This is a genomic window from Mesorhizobium sp. M7A.F.Ca.CA.002.04.1.1 (assembly GCF_004022805.1).
GTDB lineage: Bacteria > Pseudomonadota > Alphaproteobacteria > Rhizobiales > Rhizobiaceae > Mesorhizobium > Mesorhizobium ciceri.
Map to the genome: position 1 here is coordinate 1 of NZ_RZPL01000917.1, position 1,903 is coordinate 1,903.

The 1,903-nt window shown below is 67.8% G+C and carries 2 protein-coding genes; both read left to right on the plus strand.

Features of this window, described 5'->3' with window-relative positions:
* A partial coding sequence (locus ENZ75_RS30420; RefSeq protein WP_128278569.1) for a helix-turn-helix domain-containing protein occupies positions 1 to 982 on the plus strand: 982 nt, incomplete at its 5' end.
* 33 nt (positions 983 to 1,015) lie between these two features.
* Positions 1,016 to 1,648: a PQQ-binding-like beta-propeller repeat protein gene (locus ENZ75_RS30425; RefSeq protein WP_013530712.1), complete on the plus strand. Its 633-nt coding sequence runs from the start codon at positions 1,016 to 1,018 to the stop codon at positions 1,646 to 1,648.
* Positions 1,649 to 1,903: the final 255 nt, after the last annotated feature.

The window sequence follows — 1,903 nt, forward strand, 5'->3', positions numbered from 1 at the left end:
GGTCTCGCGGGATCTCGGCTGGCCGGCCAAGGCTTTGGATGCGGCGCGGGCGACGCTGGAAAAGCATGGCGACCGGCTGAACGCAGCGCATGCCGGCCACCTCAAGGTGCGGCGCCTGCTATTGATCGGCCGTCTCGACGAGGCCGAAGACGTGCTGGCGGGGCTCGACCCGGCACCGCTTCCGCCGGCCTCGCGCGCCGCCCACGAACTTGCCGTCGCCGGCATCGCGATGCGGCGCCTCAAGACGAAGCCGGCGCGCAGGGCGTTGGAGTGGGCACGCCACGCCGCCCGCCAGGCCGGCATTGCGGGGCTCATCGCTGAAGTCGACCGCGCATTCCTGGCGCTGGACACGCCGGCGGCGCGGCTGATCGCGGCTGGCGAGCAGCGCCCGTTGCTGCTTGAGGACGTCGAGGCGTTGCAGGCGTCGCCGGCGCTGCTGGTCGATAATTTCCGATATGTCGTGCGCCAACAGGAGAAAACGGTCTCGCTGGCCACGCGCCCGGTTCTGTTCGCGCTGGCCCGTACGCTCGCCGAAGCGTGGCCAGGCGATGTGTCCAGGGCGACGCTGATCGCGCAAGCCTTCGGCGGCAGGCACGCCGATGAATCGCATCGGGCGCGGCTGCGGGTCGAGATCGGCCGGCTGCGCACCGAATTGCGGGGCTTGGCCGACATCGGCGCCACCAGCCAGGGCTTCGCGCTGGCGCCGCGCCAGGCACGCGAGGTGCTGGTGCTGGCGCGGCCGATCGAGGAGCGGCACGCGGCGGTGCTGGCTTTCCTTGCCGACGGTGAATCCTGGGCGAGTTCGGCGTTGGCGCTGGCGCTTGGCACCGGGCAGCGCAGCGTGCAGCGGGCGTTGGAGCAGCTTGGCGAGGCCGGCAAGGTGCAGTTTTTCGGTCACGGCCGGGCGCGCCGCTGGATGACGCCTCCACTGGTGGGATTCACGACCACCTTGTTACTCCCGGCCCCGCTGCCGAACGGTTAGGAAGTGACATCGGATCTCAATGAGGACAAGGACATGAAACAGTCAACGGCCGAAATCCTGCGCGAATACGGACCCTTTGCCGATGTGGAGAGGGTGCATGGGGTGAGCTTTGACGGCAGCAATGTCTGGTTTGCCTCGGGCGAGAAGCTGAACGCCTTCGATCCGGAGAGCGGGCAGAACCTGCGCTCGATCGATGTCGCGGCGCATGCCGGCACCGCCTGGGACGGCCAGCATTTCTTCCAGCTTGCCAACGACCTGATACAGAAGATCGACCCTGATACCGGCCAGGTGTTGGCGACTATTCCGGCGCCCGGTGGTGGCGGCGATTCCGGGCTGACCTGGGCCGAAGGAACGCTCTGGGTGGGACAATACCGCGAACGCAAGATCCACCAGGTCGACCCGGAAACCGGTGCGATCCTGCGCACCATCGAATCCAACCGCTTCGTCACCGGGGTGACATGGGTCGAGGGCGAGCTGTGGCACGCCACCTGGGAAGGCGACCAGAGCGACCTGCGCCGCGTCGACCCGAAATCAGGCAAGGTTCTGGAGAAGCTCGACATGCCGGCCGGGATGGGCGTGTCGGGGCTGGAATCCGATGGCGGCGACCGCCTTTATTGCGGCAGCACATCCGCCGGGGTGGTGCGGGCGGTGCGCCGGCCGCGGTGAGGATGCGGCCGACGCCGAAGTCACACTTGCAGGCGCACTTCACACGGCAATTTGTCCGCTGTCGGCTGGCCGTTGCCCCTTGTCGGACCTAGATAGGCTGTGCGCCGGGCGGACGCCCGGCCCAGCTTTGCAAAGGATCCCTCATGCCTGAACAGCCCACCATGCCCGAACAGATTGCATTGAACGACGGCTCCGCCATTCCCCAACTCGGCCTCGGTGTGTGGCAGGTCGACCAGGACATCACCGCCGACGTGG